The organism is Gordonia sp. Swx-4, assembly GCF_030316175.1.
Classification (GTDB): Bacteria; Actinomycetota; Actinomycetes; order Mycobacteriales; family Mycobacteriaceae; genus Gordonia; species Gordonia alkanivorans.
The window spans coordinates 1,761,825-1,782,092 of the sequence record NZ_CP128197.1 but is presented as its reverse complement, the minus strand read 5'-3'; the positions used below and the strand labels follow the sequence as shown (position 1 = coordinate 1,782,092).

Sequence of the window (20,268 nt, the reverse complement as noted above, 5' to 3'; positions counted from 1 at the left end):
GGTTCGCTACGGAATCCGTCACGATCATGGGGTGGCCGACCCTGCATCCACACAGTTGGACGCAACCGCGAAGAAGATCATCGAACTCCTGCAGGCCGATGGTCGGAGCAGCTATGCCTCCATCGGTAAGGCGGTCGGCCTGTCCGAGGCCGCCGTCCGCAACCGGGTCCAGAAGCTCAGCGAGAGCGGACTCCTGCAGATCGTCGCGGTCACCGATCCCCTCAAGCTCGGGTTCGCCCGGCAGGCGATGATCGGAATCCGCTGTGTCGGCGACACGCAGGCCCTCGCGCAGCACCTCGCCGAACACTCCGAGATCGACTACGTCCTGCTGACCGCGGGATCGTTCGACATCCTGATCGAGGTCGTCTGCGAGAACGACGACCATCTCCTGGAGATCCTGAACAAGAAGGTGCGCGTGCACCCGGAGGTCGTCGGCACCGAGACCCTCGTCTACCTCAAACTCGTCAAACAGCAATACAACTGGGGAACCCGATGACATTGACCGCACCCTCGACACCGCCCAACTCCGCCCGGTCGCTCGGCGAGCGCAGCGCGGCGCACCTCTGGGGACACTTCGCCCGGCACGGCGACGCCATCACACCGCCGGTGATCACCCGCGGCGAGGGCATGCGCATCTTCGACGACCGGGGACGCAGCTACCTCGACGCGCTCGCCGGACTCTTCGTCGTGCAGGTGGGTCACGGTCGCGAGGAACTGGCCGAGGCCGCCGCCAAGCAGGCGAAAGAACTCGCTTTCTTCCCGCTGTGGTCGTATGCGACTCCCCCGGCCATCGAACTCGCCGAACGTCTCGCCACCCATGCACCCGGCGACCTCAACCGCGTCTTCTTCACCACGGGTGGCGGCGAGGCCGTCGAGAGCGCCTGGAAGCTGGCCAAGCAGTACTTCAAGCTCGTCGGGAAACCCGGTAAGCACAAGGTGATCTCGCGTGCGGTCGCCTACCACGGCACCCCGCAGGGTGCCCTCGCCATCACCGGCGTGCCGGCACTCAAGGAAGCCTTCGAGCCGTTGACGCCCGGAGCTTTCCGCGTGCCGAACACCAACATCTATCGAGCCGCCGACGACCTGTCCGGCGACCCGAAGAAGTTCGGACGCTGGGCCGCCGACCGCATCGCCGAGGCGATCGAGTTCGAGGGCCCCGACACGGTGGCGGCAGTCTTCCTCGAGCCCGTCCAGAACGCCGGCGGCTGCTTCCCGCCGCCGCCCGGCTACTTCGAGCGAGTCCGCGAGATCTGCGACGAATACGACGTTCTCCTCGTTTCCGACGAGGTGATCTGCGCGTTCGGCCGCATCGGATCGATGTTCGCGTGCGACGACTTCGGCTACGTTCCCGACATCATCACCTGCGCCAAGGGCATGACGTCGGGCTACTCCCCGATCGGTGCGATGATCGCCAGCGACCGTCTCTTCGAACCGTTCCGCGACGGCACCACGACGTTTGCCCACGGTTACACCTTCGGCGGGCACCCGGTATCGGCTGCGGTCGCGCTGGCCAACCTCGACATCTTCGAGCGTGAAGGGCTCAACGACCACGTCAAGACCCAGGCACCCGCGTTCCGGGCGACCCTCGAGAAGCTGCACGAACTTCCCATCGTCGGCGACGTGCGCGGCGAGGGCTTCTTCTACGGGATCGAACTCGTGAAGGACAAGGCCACGAAGGAAACGTTCACGGCGTCCGAGTCCGAGCGCATCCTGCGCGGATTCCTCTCCACGGCACTGTTCGACGCCGGGCTCTACTGCCGCGCCGACGACCGCGGCGACCCCGTCGTCCAGCTCGCTCCGCCGCTGATCGCGGGTCAGGCCGAGTTCGACGAGATCGAACAGATCCTGCGGTCGGTGCTGGACCGGGCGTACTCGCTGCTGTAGATCGCGCGGCCGAACGTCGGACACGGCCGCATCGCACGTCGGCGAGCCTGCGCGGTTCCGCTGGTAACGTGCGATCGGTGACCTCGGGGTGGACTCGCCGGACCTCATCGGCGCTAGTCGCCGCCCTGCTCGGGCTGCTTCTGTGCGTGATCGCCGCAGGTCCGGCCGGTGTCGGACGGGCCGGCGCCGTTCCCGTCCCGACCGGTGCACCGCCGGCCTTCACGACGCCCGTCACCGATCACTGTCCGCACAGGATCGGCACCCCACCGGCCGTCGACGAGTCCGAGGTCGTCGCACCCGGTTCGACACCCCCGTCCTCACTGCCGGTCCCCACACCGGCGATCGGGGGCGAGGACCTCTCATATTGCGGCGTCGTCGCCGACCCCGCAGCCGGCCCGCTTCCCGCTCGGCTGACGTCGGCCGGGTGGCTGATCGCCGACCTCGACTCCGGCAACGTCATCGCGGCCAAGGATCCCCACGGGCGGTACCGGCCCGCATCGACGATCAAGGTGCTGCTCGCGCTCATCGTTCTCGACGAACTCGATCTCGACGCGACTGTCCTCCCGACCGCGGAGGACTGGAGCACCGAGGGCGACTCGTGCGGAATGGGGCCCGGCGGCCGGTACACCGTCCGCGACCTGCTGACCGGACTGCTCATGGTGTCGGGCAACGACTGCGCCAACGCGCTCGCCCGGGAGCTCGGCGGTGTGGAGACCACGCTGGAGAAGATGAACGCACGCGCCCGCGAGCTGGGCGCCTCCGACACCCGCGCGGCCAGCCCGTCGGGTCTCGACGCCGCCGGAATGTCCTCCTCGCCGTATGATCTCGCCCTGATCTACCGGGAAGCGATGGCACAGGGGACCTTCCGTGAGTTGATCGCCAAGCCCACGTTCCGGTTCCCCGGTTATCCCCGCCGACCCGACGTTCCCGGCGACAAGGACCATCCGCCGTACGACATGTACAGCAGCAACCGCCTTCTGGTGGACGGCTACCCGGGCATGCTCGGTGGCAAGACCGGGTACACCGACGATGCACGGAAGACCTTCGTCGGCGCGGCGGAGCGCGACGGAAGACGCATCCTCGTCGTCCAGATGTACGGACTGTCGGTCGAGGGCGACATGTACTGGGATCAGGCGCGGGAGATGTTCGAGTACGGATTCCGGGCCGGGCCGGAGATCACCGTCGGACGTCTCGTCGAATCGTCCGGTGAGGCGGCCGAATCCACCGCACCGCGCGCCGCATCGTCGGCGGACTCCCACCTCGCGAGCACCGGTTCCGACGCCGCCTCCCCCATCTCGGTGCGCATCCTCGTCGGGCTCGTCGCAGCACTCGCCGCCGTGGTCCTGCTGTTGTTGGGGCTCAGGCTCTTCGGACGCAGGTGACGGCCCTTCTCCGTCGACCCGGCCGCCGTGCACCTCGGGGAGCGACCCGACGACCCGAGGTTCGGTTGAGCACCGTCGACGTCACGACATGACGCCGTCGGACGCAGGTGCCAATCGGTGAAAACCACTGCGGTGGAACACCAGTGGAGAGCTGGCCGGATCCGCGTCGAGGGTGTGTACCCGCAGCAGCACGACCAGGTGATCACCCGCATCCACGTCGGCATACACCGACGTCGTCAGCCACCCGCTCGCATCCCGCAGGACGATGCTCCCCTCGTCGAGGGAGTCCCAATCGACGCCGGCGAAGCGGTCGCCGTGTTTCGTCGAGAGCTTCCGGCAGACCTCACCGTGTTGCTCGGCGAGGATCGTGACGCCCAGTCGCGCAGCCGCACGCAGGTCCGGCCACGTCTGCGACGATCGTTGAACGCACACCGACACCAACGGCGGGTCGAGCGACACTGCGGTGAACGTGCTCGCCGCCATCCCCACCGGGCGCCCGTCGCGCATCGCGCACAACGCCACGACGCCGGACGGGAAGGCACCGAACACTTCCCGGAGGCGGCTCGGGACGAGCCCCGTCGGTTCTGTCATCGTCTTCTCTCTTTCGGGCTTCTCACAGATCGAGGACCAGTCGAGCCGTGCACGCCCGGGACACACAGGTCATGATCACGTCGCCGGCGTCGCGTTCGTCGTCGGTGAGCACCGAATCGCGATGGTCGGGCACGCCGTCGAGCACGGTGGCCTCGCACGTCCCGCAGGTTCCCTCGCGGCACGAGGAGGAGACGATCACCCCGCCGGTCCGCTCGACGGCTTCGAGGATCGTCTCGTCCTCTGCGACAGTCACCGTCACCCCGGACATCTGGCACTCGACCTCGAACGGCGTATCGCCGATGCGGGGCCCCACCGGCTCGGCCGGGCTGAAGCGTTCCGTGTGCAGGGCTCCGTGCGGCCACGATCCCGTTTCCGATTCGACGGCCGTCAGGAGCCCCTCGGGTCCGCAGCAGTACACGCCGACACCCTCGCGCGGTCCACCGAGAATCCGCGTCAGGTCCAGCACGCCGACCTCGTCTTGCGGATAGAGGTGCACCTTGTCGTCGTAGCCGGCGAGCTCGGCGGCGAATGCCATCGAGTCCCGCGTTCGCCCGCCGTAGTGCAGAGACCATGGAATCCCCCGCTCCTCGGCGTCGCGGAGCATGGGCAGGATCGGCGTCACCCCGATTCCCCCGGCGATGAACAGGTACTCGTCAGCGTCCTCGAGCGGGAAGTGGTTGCGCGGTCCGCGAACCCGGACGCGGTCGCCGCAGGAGAGGCGATGAGCGCGTTCGGAGCCGCCACGGCTCTCGCGTTCCCGCAGGACTGCGATGCGCCATGTCGGCTCGTGGCGTGGTCCGCACAGCGAGTACTGCCGAACGAGATCGTTGCCGAGGTCGAGGTCGACGTGGGCGCCCGGCGAGAAGTCCGGCAGCGCGGTTCCGTCTCCTGCCTCCAACGACAAACTCACCACGCCGATGCCCTCGGAGCGGACGCCACTGACCACCGCTTCGATCCATTGCGCATCATCCGACGCGCCGGCGGCCGGGCCCTTGACTGCTGAAGGCTGTGTCATTCGACGCCACCTGGCCGAATCTGAACGCCTCCCAGGGCCTTCGGGGCGTGGCGGGCCGGGATACCGTCCACGGTCACCAGCGCACGCCGCGAGCGTCGATGACGCGGCGTGCCTTGAAGGTGGTCGGTTCCAGAGTGCCCGGGGTGAGCACCTCGAACGGAATGCGAATGCCCAACCGTTGTTTCAGTACGGACTCGGCGCGCGCGACGAGTGCAGCCTGGGCTTCGGCACGTCGGTCGTCGTCCACCGCTTGCCAGGCCTCATGGGTGCCGGCCGAGACCTCGGCGTGAACCGCGATCTCGTCCAGTGCGCCTTCGGTGTGGACGTGGATCCGGAATTCGGGTCCGAGTTCAGGGATGTCACGCAACGCGGTCTCGATGGCACTCGGGTAGATGTTGGCACCCCGGATGACGAGCATGTCGTCGAGTCGCCCGAGCACACCCTCGGGCATGCGCGGGTAAGTTCGTCCGCAGACGCACGGGGTGTCGTCGAGATACGTCTCGTCTCCGGGCGCGAATCGGATCATCGGTTGGGACTCCCGCCACAGGTGCGTGTAGATCACGGCCCCACGTTCGCCGACCGGGATCGCCACGTTGTGGTCGTTCCGATCGACGACCTCGGTGTAGACCTCATCGGTGATCAGGTGGGTGCCGGTACCTGCCTCGCACCCGACGCTGGTCTGGAACGGATACATCTCCGACGTCGATCCGGCATCGGCCACCGTTGCGCCCCAGCCCTCTTCGATGATTCGTCGCGTTCCGGGCAGGCTGCCGCCGGGCTCTCCACCGACCAGCACGTGCTGTACCGAACTGGCGCGCAGATCGACACCCATCCGCTCTGCCACGGACAGCAGGTGGATGCAGTACGACGGGGTCGCGCTGAACACCGTTGAGCCGAGCGTGCCGATCATCTCGATGTGCTTCTCGGAATCGGTGACCCCCAGCGGAAAGACCGTGGCGCCGATGCGTTCCACGCCCTGCAGGACGCCCCAGCCACCGAAGAACAGTCCGAACGGGAATCCGATCTGCACGATGTCATCGGGGCGCACACCGGCACACCACTGTGCCATGGCGTGTACGTCGGCGGCCCGGTCCCAGTCACCGCGGGACACCGCATACATCGTCGGGGTTCCCGATGTGCCCGATGACCCATGGATGCGTGCGATGCCACCGGCTCCGAAATCCCTTGTGTACGAGCCGAACGGCGGATTCTCCTGTTGGTCGGCGACGAGCATCTTCTTGGTGATGATCGGAACCTTCGCCGTGAAATCCGCCAGCGACGTCACGTGTTCGGGCCGGAACCCGTGCTTGTCGTAGTGGCGCCGGTAGAACGGCAATTCGTCGTAGACATAGCGCAGCTGCAGCTGTATCCGCTCGAGAATCCGACGATCCCGTTCCTCGGGGTCGCGGGTTTCGCGGGCTTCGTCCCAATATCGGCGAGTCGCCGACAAGGAAGCGGCGTCACCGTCGGCGGCAGCGGCGGCAAGCGCGTGTGAAGGGGTCATCGATGTCTGTCCTTGGCTCGCGGAGGTGGATTCAGGTGGGTCGGCTGCCTAATCAGACCCCCAAGGCGACGCGTGCGAGCTTGTTGCGGCGAGCCATGTTCTCGCGCGGGGTGAATTGCGGTGTGACGTAGCGCGCGAAGAGCTCGAGAGAGCGATTCCACTTGTCGGTGGTCACCCAGTCACGGCTGTTGATCAGGAACGTCCCGAATCCGCCGGTGGCTTCTTCCAATTCGCGGATCTGACGGGTGCAGTCCTCGGGGCTGCCGATGATCCACGGGATCTCCTCGACCATCCACTCGAAGGTGAGCTCGGCGTCGTCCATGCCCTCTCCCTTCTTCATCAGCGCACCCAGACCGAGGCCCAGGAGGTACTCGTAGGACCGGTGCACGCCGGCCCGGATCTCCTTCATCGCCTGGTCCTTGCTGTCGGACACGTAGACCTCACGGGTGATCCGCCAGTTCTGACGCGCGACGTCGGGGTCGAGACCGTTCTCCTCGGCCGCCGAGGTCAGTGCCGCAGCGTGCGCCGCGAGGTCGGGGGCATGCGGGTAGCCTTCGTTGTCGGTCGGAGAGAAGTACACACTGAGAGCCTTCCACCCCTTGGCGCCACACCGTGCGTAGTTGTGCGTTCCGGTCAGGCCGGCGATCGCGAACGGCGGAACCTCCTGGTACGGACCGACCTGCAGCTGACGATTCTCGTACTTCCAGTACACGCCTTCATAATTGACCGGCTCGTCGGAGGTGAGGAGTTCCCAGATGATCTCGAGCGCCTCGGACGTACGGGGCGCGGCTTCGGAACGTTCGAGCTGGAACAGCGCCTGGTCCGTGGGCAGCCCGCCGCCACCGAAACCGTATTCCAGCCGACCATGAGTGAGGTGGTCGAGGAATGCCAGACGCTCGGCGACCTGGAACGGATCCTGGTACGGGAGGTTCACCACGCCGGTGCCGAGCCGGATCCTGCTCGTGAGGGCTGACGCCTTCGCCAGCAACAGTTCCGGCATCGGCACGTTCTCGTAGCCACCGGTGTGGTGTTCGCCGATCCAGAACTCGCTGAAACCCAGCTTCTCCGCCAGAACGATCTCTTCGATGTCCCGGTCGTACGACAGCGACCAGTTCTCGATCGGCGGGTGTTCCGGCATCGCGAACAGACCAAACCTCATGTGTGACCTCCCTGTATGGCTGAGCCCGATCGTTGACCAGACACATATTGGTTTATTGCCGACCCAATAGTGATGTGACTCACTGCGGCATGTCAAGAGTGACCGAGAAAACTGGCATCTAACAGTCTGTTTCGACGCCACCCCGGCGGTACGCCTAGTTGATAACCTACCTCGACTCTGTTTATCTTGTGACCGTGAACACAACCGATCAAACCCGTGTGGGCGTCGACCCGCGCCCGGTCGTGAGGCCCGGCGACGACGGCATCTGGACCGTTTCCGGTTCACGGTGCGCACGCTGTGCGCGAGCTGTCGCCTACCAGTGGCCGCGTTGCCCCGGGTGCGCGGGAGAAGTGCACTCGGAGGACTTCGCCGGCACCGGGGTGGTGTGGAGTCGGACCACCATCAACATCGCCGTGGGCGATCACGTTCCGCCGTACACGGTCGCCTACATCGACCTCGACAACGGGCCACGAATGCTGGCCCATGTGGCCGGGGAGAACGTCGACGTCGGCGCACGGGTGCGGCTCGTCGGCCTCACACCCGGCGGAGATCCGTGCGTCGAGGAGGTACACCGATGAACCGGGTCGCAGTACACGGCGTCGGCATGTCCCGCTTCGGACGGCAACCGGGACGTGATCTGTCGGCCCTCGCCGGCGAGGCGGTCGCCGGGGCGTTCGACGAAGCCGGCTCCGTTTCCGTCGACGCGGTGTGGGTCGGAACCGTGTTCGGCGCGCCCGGTGTCGCGCAGCGGGTCCTGCGAAGCCTGGGTATCACCGAGGTTCCCATCATCACCGTCGAGAATGCCTGCGCGAGTGGGACAACGGCCTTCATCGAGGCGCACGAAGCAATCCGCACCGGCCGATTCGGGCGAGTCCTCGCCCTCGGTGTCGAGCAGATGAGTACCGCATTCTCCGGTCCCATCGTGCCCGAGACGACCGATCCCGAAGGCCTCACCGGGCTGGCCCTGCCCGCGCTCTACGGGATGAGTGCCGCCCGATACCTTCACGACGGAGCTGTGACGCTGGAGCAACTTGCCGCGGTCTCGGTCAAGAATCGCAATCACGCGCAGGGCAATCCGCGAGCGCCGTTCCGCGAGCGCCTCACCGTCGAAGAGGTTCTCGCGTCCCGCATGATCGCCGATCCGCTCACACTCCTACAGTGTTGCCCGACCAGCGACGGTGCTGCCGCCGCGATCCTGGCGCCGGCCACCGGCGCTGCCGACGAGGTGACCGTGCGCGCGACGACGATGCGAAGCGGACGCGTATGGGACCAGACCTCGCCCCACGTGTGGGGTCACGACATCGTTCGCGACGCCACCGTCGACGTGCTCGGTGCCGCCGCGATCGAGTCCATCGACGACATCGATGTCTTCGAGGTCCACGACGCATTCACCATCGGCGAGATCGTGACGACCGAGGCCCTCGGAATCGCCGCCCCGGGTGAAGGCGGTGCCGCGGCTGCGGCCGGGAGGACAGCGCTCGGCGGCGACACGCCGGTCAATCCCTCGGGCGGACTGCTGTCACGCGGACATCCGCTGGGCGCAACCGGTTTGGCGCAGGTCGCGGAGATCACGTGGCAACTCCGCGGCCAGGCCGGCAGCAGACAGGTCGAGTCGGCGCGACTCGGCCTGGTCGAGACGATGGGTGGAGGTGTCTCCGTTCTGGACGGAAACGCCTGTGCCATGACGATTCTGGAGGCTTCATGAGCACGTCGGACACCGAGGTCGCGAACCTCGACCTGCTGGACCCGACCGCACTGGCCGACCCGTACCCGGTCTTCGCATCGCTGCGTGCGCACGACCCTGTCCACTGGAACGCTCGCTACAAGTCGTGGTTCATCACCTCGTTCGACGACGTCACCGCTGCGCTCAAGGATCCGCGTTTCACCTCGAACCGCATCACCCCCTACCGCGAGAACGTGCTGAGCCGGCCCGGAACCGACCCGTTGCTGCGCGAGGCTTTCGGAGTCCTCGACGACTGGATGGTGTTCAAGGATCCGCCCGACCACACGCGACTACGCCGACTCCTCAGCCGTGCGTTCACACCGCGCTCGGTGTCGAGGATGCGGCCGGCGATCGAAGCCATCGCCGCCGAACTGCTCGATCGGGCGGTCGAGCACGGTGACAACCGGATCGATCTCATCAGCGACTACGCCTATCCACTCACGTCCTCGGTGATCGCCGAGATGCTGGGCGTTCCCCGCGAAGATCGTGACCGGTTCAAGGACTGGTCCGACCAGATCAGTGGGCTCGTCTTCGGCAGCCTCGGCGACGACGAACGCCACCGGCGCGGTGCACGCGGAATGAAAGAACTGACCACCTATCTCGGGGAACTGGTCGCCGACCACGAGAAGTCGCCGTCCGATGATCTGATCTCGATGCTGATCTCGGCCAGGGAGAACGACGACTCGCTGAGCCACGACGAGGTGATCGCCACCGGTGTCCTGCTGCTGTTCGCCGGCCACGAGACCACCACGAACCTCATCGGCAACGGAATTCTGGCCCTGTTGGACCATCCGGAGGAGCTTCGTACCGTCGATCCCTCCGACCCGGCACGGGTCAACGGGCTGGTCGACGAACTCCTCCGATATGACGGACCGGCCAAGAGTGTCGTGCGACTCGTCACCGAGGACATGGTGTGGCGCGACAAGCAGATGCGTGCCGGCGAGCGGGTCTTCCTGTTCCTGTCCAGCGCCAACCGCGACCCGTCGGCCTTCGAGAACCCGGACACCTTCGACGCCTCGCGGCGACCCGGCCGCCAACTCGGCTTCAGCGCGGGGCTGCACTACTGCCTGGGCGCGCCGCTGGCCAGGCTGGAAACCTCCATCGCGGTACCGACCGCCATCAACCGGCTCAGTGGGTTGGCACCCGATCCCGACGACTCTGTCTCGTGGGCGCCGACTCTCCTGACACGCGGGATGACCCGGTGTCCCGTCCGTTACGGCCTAACATCGGGTTCGACCCACTAACCTCGGTTGCCACCCGGTCGCCGAACAGCGAAGCGGCACCGGCCGATTCGGAACAGGAGGAACGATGGCTCGTCCGAGTCGGTGGACAGACGTCGTCGAAGCGGCCGCCGAAGAGTTCCGGAGCCGCGGATACGACAGCGCAACCCTCGAGGACATCGCCACGCGTGTGGGAATCCTCAAGGGCAGCATCTACAACTACGTCCAGAACAAGGAAGAGCTGCTGCTCGCGGTCGTGGAACGCCCGGCCGAGGTACTGCTCGCCGACCTCGAGCAGCTACGCAACGATGACCAGCAGTCGGCAACCATCCGGTTGCAGACGCTCTTCCGGATTCAGGTACGCGTGTTCAGCGACCACTACCCCGCGGCGTTCGTGTACCTGCGCAACATCGGACGCACCGACCTCTCCGACAAGTTCGGGAAGTTCACCGAGATGGATGCGAGATATATGGGCATCCTGGAAGATCTGATCGCCGACGGAGTCCGGCGCGGCGAGTTCAATCCCCCGGTGAGTCCGCGGATCGCCGCCCTCTCATTGGTCGGCATCCTCAACTGGATGCAGCACTGGTTCACACCCCAGAGCGACGAGGCGAACCGTCGCCTCGCCGACGATCTGTTCGCGATGGCGCTCGGGGGTCTCACGTCCGGCGGCAGTCTCGCCCGAATCCTGGCCGGCACTCACGATGCCGCGTCGTCGGTCAGCGAGCCCGACCGGACAACCACCCGATCAGTACGCTGAGCCCGGCACCCACACCCGCCGCAGCTGCGAGTGCCGCCGGGCGCGGCGTCGGGTTCACCTCGACCGTCGGCGAGATCACCACGGGCCGACGCAGTTCCGCGTCCGGGTCCTCCTCGACCTGGAACCCGGCGTTCGCCGGGTCGGTCGCACACCAGGCGGCGGCGTAGAGCACGATGCGTGACGCGAGGTAGGCGAACACCATGACACCGAGGATCGGGCCGAAGGCCACACCGGCGGGGCTGCTCAACACCGACTGGAGGTAGAGCCCGCCGACCGTCTTGACGATCTCGAACGCGACCGCGGTGATCAGACCAGCTTTCAGGGTGTTGCGGAATGGCAACTGCACCAAGGGAAGCCGCGCCATGATGAATGTGAACAACGCCCAGGTGGCAAGGATCGAAACCGCGATGGACACCAGTCGGACGAGGACCGGCGCCCACGACGCATCGTCGAGGCCGACCCATCCGAGCACGGTCCGCGTGAGACCCGAATTTCCCAGGGCGGTAAGGGCCATCGTCACTGCGAACGCGACACCGAGTCCGGCGAAGGTCACCAGGTCCCAGACCTTCGACATCACCGCGTTGCGTTGCACCCGGCCGCCCCACATCTCGGTCATGCCGGTGCGTACACCGGAGATCCAGCCGATGCCGGTGAACGCGGCACCGAGCAGACCGACCACACCCACCGTGGTGCGGGAGTCGATGGCCGAGGTGATGATGTCGGATACCTGGTCGCCGAGCTGGCCCGGCATCTTCTCCACGACGGCGTCCTGGATGTTCTGCAACAACTCGGGCTGCCGGGCCAGCACGAAGCCGGCCACCGCGAACGCGACCATGATGATCGGGACGAGCGCGAGGATGCCGTTGAAGCTGATACTCGCGGCATACAGGTTGCCGCGACGGTCGTTGTAGCGATCGACCGTCCGGAGAAGATGGTCGAGCCACGTCCAGCGTTCGCGCCGGTCCTCGTAGATCGACTTCGCCCGGGTGACGAGCGACTTCCCCGAATCGACCACCGAACTCACCGCACGCCTCCTCGTCGGGTCGCCGAGGGCGCCGGACTCTCGCAGACCGTGTCAGCGCCTCGGTGACAGGAAACCCACCTTGTCATAGACCGACTCCAGGGTCGCCGAGGCCACCGCCCGGGCGCGCTCCGCGCCACGCGCGAGGATGACGTCGAGCTGGGCGGGGTCGTTCATGTACTCGGTGACGCGGCCGCGTAGCGGCGTGACGAACTCGGCGAGGACGTCGGCGGTCTCGACCTTCAGATCGCCGTATCCCTTGCCCTGGTACTTGTCGACGAGGACGTCCACCGGGGTGCCGCTCAACGCCGACTGGATGGTCAGCAGGTTGCTGACACCGGGCTTGTTCTCCGGGTCGAAGCGGATCTCGGTCTCGGTGTCGGTCACCGCGGAACGAATCTTCTTGGCGGACTTCTTCGGCTCGTCGAGCAGATTGATGAGGCCCTTGTCGGTCTCGGCCGACTTGCTCATCTTCGCGGTCGGGTTCTGGAGGTCGTAGATCTTGGCGAACTCCTTGACGATGTACGCCTGCGGGACCTTGAGGACCTTGCCGAACCGAGAGTTGAAGCGCTGCGCGAGATCGCGGGTGAGTTCGAGGTGCTGACGCTGGTCCTCACCCACCGGAACCTGATCAACCTGGAACGCGAGGATGTCCGCGGCCATCAGGATCGGATAGGTGAACAGCCCGACGCCCGCGGCGTCGACGCCCTGCTTGGCCGACTTGTCCTTGAACTGCGTCATCCGGCTCGCCTCACCGAAACCGGTGATGCACGACAGCACCCACGTCAGCTCGGCGATCTCCGGGATGTGCGACTGGACGTAGATCGTGGAGCGCTCGGGGTCGACGCCGACGGCCAGCAGCTGAGCTACCGACAGTCGCGTGCGCTCGGCAAGGGTCTTCGGATCGAACGACGCCGTGATCGCATGCATGTCGGGGATGAAGTAGAAGGCCTCGAAGTCGTCCTGCAGGGCCACCCACTGGCGAACCGCACCCAGGTAATTGCCGAGGTGGAAGGAATCGCTGGTGGGCTGGATTCCCGACAGTACGCGGGGGCGGGCGGCGCCGGATGCGGAGACGTCAGAACTCATCGGTCCATTTTCGCAGACCCGCAAAGCCTTTTTCGCCGGTGCCCGCATCACTCGTAGACGACGGTGACCGGCGCGTGATCCGACCAGCGCAGGTCGTAGGCGGCTGCCCGATCCACTGTCGCCTTCACCGCACGCTCGGCGAGCGAACGGTTGGTGAGTTGGTAGTCGATCCGCCATCCGGAGTCGTTGTCGAACGCCTTGCCGCGCCACGACCACCATGAATATGGACCGCTCTCGCCGGGATAGAGCTCGCGGGTGACGTCGTGCCACCCGGCTTCGAGGAGGCCACCCACCCACGCGCGCTCATGCGGCAGGAAGCCCGGGCTCTTGAGGTTGCCCTTCCAGTTCTTGATGTCCGCCTCGGCGTGGGCGATGTTCCAGTCGCCGCCGACGACGACGTGGCGGCGACGGCGGACGAGCCGGCCGAGGTGCGCGCCGAACTCGTCGAGGAACCTCATCTTCTCCTCGTACTTGACGACGTCCTTCTCGGCATCGGTGAGCGCCGCACCCTTCGGCAGGTACAGACTGGCCGCGGTCACCGGCCCGAGGTCGGAGTCGAGGTCGACCTCGAGGTAGCGGCCGAGGTCGTCGAATTCCGCACTGCCGAAGCCGAAGCGGACGGCGGCCGGCTCGGTACGGGTCAGCACGCCGACACCGGCATGTCCCTTCACCGAGGACTCGCTCATCGTGAGATGCCAGCCGGCGTCGAGCGCAGGAGCCAGGGCGTCCCGGGCGAGGTCCTCGCTCGCCCGCACCTCCTGCAGCAGCACGACGTCGAGCGACGAGTCCTCCAACCAGGGCAGGAAGCCGCGGTTGGTCTCGGAACGATGTTTGACCGCCGCGCGGATTCCGTTGACGTTGACCGTGGAGATGGAGAGTGGCACGGGGCCACATCCTACGGATGCGGTCCGACAGACCAACGCCCGCAAGCCTTCTTCGCGGACGGTTCCCGACGTCTCGGATTGAGACGAAAAAGAGGTAAGGCAACCCTTGTGCATCCCGGGAGAGATATGTAAGCATTACCTAATCCAGGCACTACGTTAGGTCCGAAGATGTTCGTTTGTATTTGCCGCGCTGTCACCGTCGACGAGGTCCACGAGCACTGCGATGCCGGTGCCTACACCATCGACGACATCAGCGACCGCTGCGGCGCGGGCGAGGGCTGCGGAACCTGCCTGGAGAAACTCGACAGCATCCTGAGCGAAAGGCTGGCCACCTCGACGAGCGCTGCATGACCTGACATCAGACAACTCCAGCAACAACCTCGCCCGAGTACGCGCGCGGGGCGTTTTGCCGTGTTAGCTTCATCACTACGATTGTCCGGCTAACGGGAGGCTGTCATATGCGTGGCGACGACGAGGTCATTGCACTGCTCAACGAGCAGCTCACGAGCGAGCTCACCGCGATCAACCAGTACTTCCTCCACGCGAAGATGCAGGAGAGCTGGGGTCTCACGGAGATCGCGGCCAAGACGCGCGCCGAGTCCATCGAGGAGATGACGCACGCCGAGATCCTCACCGACCGCATCCTCTTCCTCGACGCGCTGCCCAACTACCAGCGTCTGCTGCCGCTGCGCATCGGTCAGTCCATCCGCGAACAGTTCGAGTCGGACATGGCGATCGAGGTCGAGGTCGTCGAACGACTGCGCCCGGGCGTCGCGATGTGCCGCGAGAAGGGCGACATCACCAGCGCGAACCTCCTCGAGAAGATCCTCGCCGAGGAGGAAGAGCACATCGACTACCTCGAAACCCAGCTCGAGCTGATCAACAAGATCGGCGAACCGCTCTACCTGTCGAAGACGATGGCGACGCCGCCGACCAACGGCTGACGTTCCGCGCTCAGGCGGGGACCGGGCGGCGACGCGCCGTCATGAACGCGACGACAGCGACCGCGATGCCGCCGACAGCGAGGACCGCACCGATCACCGCCGGTGACAAGAATCCCCATCCGGCACCGACGACCACGCCTCCGAGGAACGCGCCCGCGGCATTGGCGATGTTGAGCGCCGAGTGATTGAGGGCGGCGGCCAACGTCTGGGCGTCGGCTGCGACGTCCATCAGACGTGTCTGTAGCGCGGGGATCATCGTCGTTCCGGTCAGCGCGACGAGGTACGTGAGTATCAGTGCCGCCCAGGCATTCTCGGCGAGTACGGCGAAGGCGGCGAGCGCCACCGCACTGGTGGACAATCCGGCGAGGATCGCGGTCGAGACGTTGCGGTCGGCCGCCCAGCCGCCGACGAAGTTGCCGGTCACCATGCCCAGGCCATACAGCATCAGGGCGATCGGCACGATCGAGACCGGCAGCCCCGTCACCGAGGTGAGTGCCGAGTTCAGGTACGTGTAGAAGGCGAACATCCCGCCGAAGCCGACGACACCGATCACCAGCGTGAACCACACCTGAGATCGCCGAAGCGCGCCGAGTTCGGTCAGCGGGTCGGTGATCGTCATGCCGGACAGGCTCGGGAGCACACGGACCAGTGACACGACGGTCGCGATGCCGATGGCGACGACGATCGCGAACGCGGTGCGCCACCCGAACGTCTCCCCCAGCCAGGCCGCCGCCGGTACGCCGACGACGTTCGCGACCGAGAGACCGAGCATCACCTGCCCGACCGCCTTGGCGCGATGACGCGGACCGGCGAGGTGCGCGGCGACCAGTGCCGCGACGCCGAAGTACGCACCGTGCGGAAGACCGGCGACGAACCGCGCCACGAGAAGGAGTCCGTACGACGGCGCCAGGACCGTGGCGAGGTTGCCGATCGTGAACGCCACCATCAGGGCGATCAGGAGAACCCGCCGCGACATCCGCGCGGTGAGCGCCGCGATCAGCGGAGCGCCCACCACCACGCCGAGTGCGTAGGCGGAGATGACATGACCGGCGGTGGGCTCGGAGACGCCGAGGGAACCGGCGATGTTCGGTAGCAGACCCATCGCGACGAACTCGGTGGTTCCGATACCGAAACCGCCCAGGGCGAGCGCGAGGATCGTCAGCCGGCGGCCACGACCCGAGATCCCCGACGAACGATGTTCGACGTTCGACGCCGCGTCGTCGAGCGCGTTGAGAGCGAGGTCGTCCGGGGCACCGGCGGTCGTCGTGGGGGCTTCAGGCACGCCTCATGCCAACCGGCCCTCCGACACCACCATTCCCCCTACGGCCGGTGAGTTCGTTCACACGACGAGCGACGACCCGTCGTCCAGCGCTCACTCCGAGCCGGAACCACCGCTCGAGCTGTCCGAGCCGCCACCGCTGCCACCGGAACTGCTGCTGCTCGAATTCGAGCCGCTGCCGGAGTCCGAGTTCGAGCCACCGCTGCTGCTGTCGCTGTCACCCGAACTACTCGAGTCCGTTCCACCGGAACCGCCAGAGCCCGAGCCGCCGCTGCCGGAACCGCCCGCGTCCGAGCCACCCGAGTCCGAGGTCCCGGAATCGGTGCTGCCGGAATCGCCGGTGTCGCCGTCGGGACCACCCGAACCCGGGCTGCCGCCATCCGACGACGGTCCGTCCGACGAGTCGATCTCCGACCGCGTGACGCCCGGATCGCTGCCGCCGGTCGACGGGTCGGTGCCGTCTCCACCGCCGGCCGGGGTGTTGTCGTCGCCGACCGCCGGCGCGGGCGACGAGGTGTCCGGACCCGCCGAGGAGTCGCCGCTCGACGGACCGCCGGCCACCTCGGTGACCTCAGGCGTATCGGTACCGCGGACCGGTGCCTCGACCTCCGGTGCAGTGGTCTCGGGATCGTCGGCGGCGGCGGCGACGAACCGGGCGAGAGCCACCGATGCAGAGGAGTCATCGTCGGCGACCACCGAAAGGGTGTTCGGTTGCGAGGTGACCGACGGTCCGACGATCGCGCCCGCCCAGTACCGCACGAAGTTCACCGGCAGCAGCACGATGCTGCGCACACTCGCGGCGAGAGCATTCACACCACGCATGAGTCGTGCCGGGGACAGACTGACGATGCCCTGCAGGATGTCCTCGAACACGAAGAGGTCGGGCAGGTAGGCGCCGTAACCGAGTTGCGGCAGCGGGGGCAGGAATCCCTGGACCAGACGGACGACGGGCTGCAGGTTGGCCAAGGTGATGCCCAGCGGGAGGCCGATCGTCGGACGACCGGACAGGAAGTCGCCGATCTCGCCGGTGTACCCGAGGTCGTTCGCCCAGCCCTGGACCAACTCGGCGAAAGCGGACTTCGCCCCCACCATGCAGACCGTCCCGGTCGCGGTCCCCGCGCCGCTGCACGAGACCGGCCGCGTCGCCCACTGCGACGCGGGGTCGCGATACATCGCGTACGGGTAGAGGAAGTGCTTCGTCTGGTATCCGAGGATGCCGTCGATGGCACCGATGGGGTCGTACAGCGGATCCGGCAGGTCACAGATGGGGTCGCCGTCGATGCACACCGACACCACCCGATCGGACACCGTTCCGAACCCCGCATCCGCACCGTTCGCGCCGCGCGGCCCAGACATCGTCAGACCTGGGATCACACCGATCATCGACAGCTCGATACCCCGCCCGGTCTTGTCCCCGGCACGTCGCGGATCGGAGTACAGCTCGCCGCTGATGACATCCGGGTCGATGGTCACCATCACCGGGTTGCCGTCGTCGTCGAGCAACGGTTCACCGTTCTCGTCGATCGCGACGACCTCACCGGCCGTGCCGTTCCCGATCTCGGACAGCACGTCACCGGCCACACGGGCGCCCTGCGAGTACCCGGCCACGACGACGGGCTTGCCCTGGCACTGCGACTGGTAGCCGGCGATCGTCGACTTGGTCGCTGCGGTCCCCTGCGCGACGCTCGAGTCGTATCCCGTCGCACCCAGTGGCCACAGGGTCGTCGGATAGTCCGCATAGATGACCTGGTAGGCGTTGTCGCTGGCGTACGGCGAGTTCGGATCGGGCTGATTGTCGGGCCCGAGCCCTGTGTAGCGCTGTTTCACGCCGACGAGGTACTGCCCCTCCGGGTCGTTGGTGCCGCCCACGATGACGACCGCGCCCGCGCCGCACGAGTCCGCCTTCGCCTCGGGGACCCCGCCGACCAGGCCGAAAGACGCGGCCACCGCCACGCCGGTCGCGGTTGCGATCAGAAACGACGTCCGACGCGACCTGAGATGCTTCATTGCCTTCATGAGGCCCACTCCTCACCACACCCGGACACGCTTCAGGGATGAAGAGGCGTCCTCCGCCGGGATTGACCCGAACGTTAGGGCATCGAAGCGAACCTGACAGGACGCTGAGAACTGCTAATGATCTTGTACTGGCGATTCACGCTGAACATCTACCGATTTCAACCGCTCGGAGGACACGCTCAGTACACGTTTCGGAACGCTGATGAAGAGTTCGATTCGGCGTGACCGGGAGGGTTCTCTGGCACTCACATCCGTGTTATATCCTTGTCGCCAGGTCATGAGTATCAGCGACAAGCCCCGGCTTGCTGATCGGCAACCCTCCAACCGCGGTGGGGTGCTCCGGGTGATGACCGGGTTGTGGGATCGCGGAAGCGAAGCCCCGGCAAGCGCGGGTCCGAAGGTCGGACCCCAACAGGGTCGAGTTTGGCCCTGCCGACCGTAGAAAGTGATCAACAGTCATGTCTGATGCCAACGAAGGCACCAATCCAGCCGACACGTGGAGCTTCGAGACCAAGCAGATCCACGTAGGCCAGGCCGCCGACGCAACCACGAACGCCCGGGCGCTGCCGATCTACCAGACCACCTCCTACGTCTTCAACGACACGCAGCACGCGGCGAACCTCTTCGGTCTCGCGGAGCCGGGCAACATCTACACCCGCATCATGAACCCGACCCAGGACGCGGTCGAGCAGCGGATCGCGGCCCTGGAGGGTGGCGTCGCGGCCCTGCTCGTGTCGTCGGGTCAGGCTGCCGAGACCTACTCGATCCTGAACATCGTCGAAACCGGCGGTCACGTGGTGTCGAGCCCGCGTCTGTACGGCGGCACCTACAACCTCTTCCACTACACCCTGCCGAAGCTGGGCATCGAGGTGAGCTTCGTCGAGGATCCCGAGGATCCCGCGTCGTGGCAGGCGGCCATCAAGGACAACACCCGAGCGCTGTACGGCGAGTCGATCTCCAACCCCAACAACGAGATCCTCGACATCAAGGGCATCTCCGAGGTCGCACACCGCAACGGCCTGCCGCTGATCATCGACAACACCGTCGCCACCCCGTACCTGATCAACCCGCTGGCCCACGGCGCCGACGTCGTCGTCCACTCGGCCACCAAGTACATCGGCGGACACGGCACCGCGATCGGCGGCGTGATCGTCGACGGCGGCACCTTCGACTGGCGCGTCCAGCGTGACGGTGAAGACCTGTTCCCCGGCTTCACCACCCCGGACCCGAGCTACCACGGTGCGGTGTTCGCCGACCTCGGCGCCCCGGCCTTCGCGCTCAAGGCCCGCGTCCAGTGGCTGCGCGACACCGGTGCCGCCATCGCACCGTTCAACGCCTTCCTGCTCGCCCAGGGCCTCGAGACCCTGAGCTTGCGCATCGAGCGCCACGTCGCCAACGCGCAGAAGGTCGCGAAGTTCCTCGAGGGTCACGCGCAGGTCGAGTCCGTCGCCTACGCCGGCCTCGAGTCCTCGCCGTGGTACCAGCGCGGCCAGGAACTCGCCCCCAAGGGCCAGGGTGCGATCATCGCCTTCGAGATCAACGGCGGTGTGGACGCGGGCAAGAAGTTCGTCGACGCCCTGAGCCTGCACAGCCATGTGGCGAACATCGGCGACGTCCGTTCGCTGGTCATCCATCCGGCCTCGACCACCCACAGCCAGCTGACCCCCGAGGAGCAGCTCGCCGCGGGTGTCACCCCGGGCCTGGTGCGCCTGGCCGTGGGCATCGAGGGAATCGACGACATCCTGGCGGATCTCGAACAGGGCTTCGCAGCCGCCAAATAGGACAGGTGAGGCAGTT

Annotated in this window: 19 protein-coding genes and 1 riboswitch; of the genes, 10 read left to right on the top strand and 9 right to left on the bottom strand. The window is 66.5% G+C overall.

Annotated features, from left to right (window positions below; all coding sequences use genetic code 11):
* Positions 1-31 precede the first annotated feature (31 nt).
* The 3 genes from PWF70_RS08195 to PWF70_RS08185 all read left to right on the top strand — a co-directional run bounded on the left by PWF70_RS08195 (position 32) and on the right by PWF70_RS08185 (position 3,266).
* Entirely contained in the window at positions 32-496 is a 465-nt protein-coding gene (locus PWF70_RS08195) for an Lrp/AsnC family transcriptional regulator (protein ID WP_035750597.1), read from the top strand.
* The gene (locus PWF70_RS08190) at positions 493-1,884 is read left to right on the top strand and encodes an aspartate aminotransferase family protein (protein ID WP_286352920.1); all 1,392 of its coding nucleotides are present in this window, start codon (positions 493-495) and stop codon (positions 1,882-1,884) included. Before PWF70_RS08195 ends, PWF70_RS08190 begins: the two co-directional genes overlap by 4 nt.
* Positions 1,885-1,961: 77 nt before the next feature.
* A complete protein-coding gene (locus PWF70_RS08185; protein WP_006359188.1) occupies positions 1,962-3,266 on the top strand; it encodes a D-alanyl-D-alanine carboxypeptidase family protein in 1,305 nt (434 codons plus the stop codon).
* An 81-nt stretch (positions 3,267-3,347) separates the two neighbouring features.
* On the opposite strand, the gene PWF70_RS08180 is transcribed toward PWF70_RS08185, so the two are convergent.
* The 4 genes from PWF70_RS08180 to PWF70_RS08165 form a co-directional block, all read right to left on the bottom strand.
* On the bottom strand, positions 3,348-3,857 hold the full coding sequence (locus PWF70_RS08180; protein WP_006359187.1) for a flavin reductase family protein: 510 nt from the start codon (positions 3,855-3,857) through the stop codon (positions 3,348-3,350).
* Between the two features lie 22 nt (positions 3,858-3,879).
* Positions 3,880-4,872: a PDR/VanB family oxidoreductase gene (locus PWF70_RS08175; RefSeq protein WP_006359186.1), complete on the bottom strand. Its 993-nt coding sequence runs from the start codon at positions 4,870-4,872 to the stop codon at positions 3,880-3,882.
* A 73-nt stretch (positions 4,873-4,945) separates the two neighbouring features.
* Positions 4,946-6,376, bottom strand: coding sequence for a phenylacetate--CoA ligase family protein (locus PWF70_RS08170; RefSeq protein ID WP_286352919.1), 1,431 nt, complete (start codon positions 6,374-6,376; stop codon positions 4,946-4,948).
* A gap of 52 nt (positions 6,377-6,428) precedes the next feature.
* Entirely contained in the window at positions 6,429-7,535 is a 1,107-nt protein-coding gene (locus PWF70_RS08165) for an LLM class flavin-dependent oxidoreductase (protein WP_006359184.1), read from the bottom strand.
* Between the two features lie 194 nt (positions 7,536-7,729).
* Between PWF70_RS08165 and PWF70_RS08160 the strand changes: the two genes are divergently transcribed.
* The 4 genes from PWF70_RS08160 (at position 7,730) to PWF70_RS08145 (ending at position 11,238) form a co-directional block, all read left to right on the top strand.
* Positions 7,730-8,113, top strand: coding sequence for a Zn-ribbon domain-containing OB-fold protein (locus PWF70_RS08160; RefSeq protein WP_231380809.1), 384 nt, complete (start codon positions 7,730-7,732; stop codon positions 8,111-8,113).
* Positions 8,110-9,240 (top strand): thiolase family protein, encoded by a 1,131-nt coding sequence (locus tag PWF70_RS08155; RefSeq protein ID WP_006359182.1) that lies wholly within the window; start codon positions 8,110-8,112, stop codon positions 9,238-9,240. The genes PWF70_RS08160 and PWF70_RS08155 overlap by 4 nt, the downstream gene beginning before the upstream one ends.
* Positions 9,237-10,502 carry a cytochrome P450 gene (locus PWF70_RS08150; protein ID WP_006359181.1) on the top strand — a complete coding sequence of 422 codons (1,266 nt, stop codon included), beginning with the start codon at positions 9,237-9,239 and terminating at the stop codon, positions 10,500-10,502. The genes PWF70_RS08155 and PWF70_RS08150 overlap by 4 nt, the downstream gene beginning before the upstream one ends.
* Before the next feature lie 64 nt (positions 10,503-10,566).
* Positions 10,567-11,238, top strand: coding sequence for a TetR/AcrR family transcriptional regulator (locus PWF70_RS08145; protein ID WP_006359180.1), 672 nt, complete (start codon positions 10,567-10,569; stop codon positions 11,236-11,238).
* Here PWF70_RS08145 and PWF70_RS08140 read toward each other — a convergent pair.
* From PWF70_RS08140 to PWF70_RS08130, 3 genes are read right to left on the bottom strand one after another with little or no spacing between them, the layout of a single operon-like run.
* On the bottom strand, positions 11,198-12,262 hold the full coding sequence (locus PWF70_RS08140; protein WP_006359179.1) for a YhjD/YihY/BrkB family envelope integrity protein: 1,065 nt from the start codon (positions 12,260-12,262) through the stop codon (positions 11,198-11,200). The two genes, PWF70_RS08145 and PWF70_RS08140, sit on opposite strands and share 41 nt — an antisense overlap.
* Positions 12,263-12,313: 51 nt before the next feature.
* Positions 12,314-13,348: a tryptophan--tRNA ligase gene (gene trpS / locus PWF70_RS08135; protein ID WP_006359178.1), complete on the bottom strand. Its 1,035-nt coding sequence runs from the start codon at positions 13,346-13,348 to the stop codon at positions 12,314-12,316.
* Between the two features lie 47 nt (positions 13,349-13,395).
* A complete protein-coding gene (locus tag PWF70_RS08130; RefSeq protein WP_241549014.1) occupies positions 13,396-14,232 on the bottom strand; it encodes an exodeoxyribonuclease III in 837 nt (278 codons plus the stop codon).
* A 168-nt stretch (positions 14,233-14,400) separates the two neighbouring features.
* On the opposite strand from PWF70_RS08130, the gene PWF70_RS08125 reads away from it, so the two are divergent.
* Both PWF70_RS08125 and bfr read left to right on the top strand, forming a co-directional pair.
* Positions 14,401-14,583 (top strand): (2Fe-2S)-binding protein, encoded by a 183-nt coding sequence (locus PWF70_RS08125; protein ID WP_006359176.1) that lies wholly within the window; start codon positions 14,401-14,403, stop codon positions 14,581-14,583.
* Positions 14,584-14,690: 107 nt separating this feature from the next.
* On the top strand, positions 14,691-15,176 hold the full coding sequence (bfr, locus tag PWF70_RS08120) for a bacterioferritin (RefSeq protein WP_035750583.1): 486 nt from the start codon (positions 14,691-14,693) through the stop codon (positions 15,174-15,176).
* 10 nt (positions 15,177-15,186) lie between these two features.
* Here bfr and PWF70_RS08115 read toward each other — a convergent pair whose 3' ends face one another.
* On the bottom strand, positions 15,187-16,458 hold the full coding sequence (locus PWF70_RS08115; RefSeq protein WP_006359174.1) for an MFS transporter: 1,272 nt from the start codon (positions 16,456-16,458) through the stop codon (positions 15,187-15,189).
* A 90-nt stretch (positions 16,459-16,548) separates the two neighbouring features.
* On the bottom strand, positions 16,549-18,471 hold the full coding sequence (locus PWF70_RS08110) for a cutinase family protein (RefSeq protein ID WP_006359173.1): 1,923 nt from the start codon (positions 18,469-18,471) through the stop codon (positions 16,549-16,551).
* A 273-nt stretch (positions 18,472-18,744) separates the two neighbouring features.
* A riboswitch (SAM riboswitch) is annotated at positions 18,745-18,866 on the top strand.
* Between the two features lie 63 nt (positions 18,867-18,929).
* Here PWF70_RS08110 and PWF70_RS08105 point away from each other — a divergent pair.
* Positions 18,930-20,252 carry a bifunctional o-acetylhomoserine/o-acetylserine sulfhydrylase gene (locus PWF70_RS08105; RefSeq protein WP_006359172.1) on the top strand — a complete coding sequence of 441 codons (1,323 nt, stop codon included), beginning with the start codon at positions 18,930-18,932 and terminating at the stop codon, positions 20,250-20,252.
* Positions 20,253-20,268 lie beyond the last annotated feature (16 nt).